This is a genomic window from Pseudomonas sp. UMAB-08 (assembly GCF_900095225.1).
Taxonomy (GTDB): Bacteria; Pseudomonadota; Gammaproteobacteria; order Pseudomonadales; family Pseudomonadaceae; genus Aquipseudomonas.
Map to the genome: position 1 here is coordinate 1 of NZ_LT607460.1, position 581 is coordinate 581.

Here is a 581-nt window from a genome sequence, read left to right on the forward strand (position 1 = left end):
GTCACACCCTCCAATACAGCGTGATGGGTAACGGCTGCTCAAACGGCTAAGCCTCACGCTTCAAGCAGAGATGTGACCCAAGCCCCCTCCTAGCGAGGGGGCTTTTTGTTGTGCGTGGCGGAAAGGCATCAAGGGTGCAGAGATCTGAAATTTAAGTAGGACGGATCGCAAAGTGCTTTCGCGCTGGGATTAAGGGCGTGCCTTACCCGTAGACTCGGAGCGTGGCATGAGGCCACTCAGCGACTAAGGACGGCAGATGTATCAATACAAGATGGTTCAGGTTCCACCCAACATCGAAGTAAAGGTCAAGAACACAGGCACTGAAGCCGCTGTGTATCTGGAGTCGATCGCCAACCAATACGCAGAACAGGGTTGGGAGTTCTACCGCGTAGACAGCGTTGGCGTTCAGATCAAGCCCGGGTTTTTTGAAGCGCTTTTTGGAAAAAAAGCCGATTTCAGCGCCTACTACGTCATTACCTTCCGCAAGCCTCGGTGATGACTCGGCTGTTACTGGCGCTCATACGCCTGTATCAAGCCGTGGCCCCTCAGAGGTTGAGAGGGGCCTGCCGGTTTGAGCCGTT

The 581-nt window shown here is 54.4% G+C and carries 1 protein-coding gene; it reads left to right on the forward strand.

Features of this window, described 5'->3' with window-relative positions:
- Window positions 1-256 precede the first annotated feature (256 nt).
- Window positions 257-496 (forward strand): DUF4177 domain-containing protein, encoded by a 240-nt coding sequence (locus tag K0F75_RS25415; RefSeq protein WP_219064705.1) that lies wholly within the window; start codon window positions 257-259, stop codon window positions 494-496.
- Window positions 497-581 lie beyond the last annotated feature (85 nt).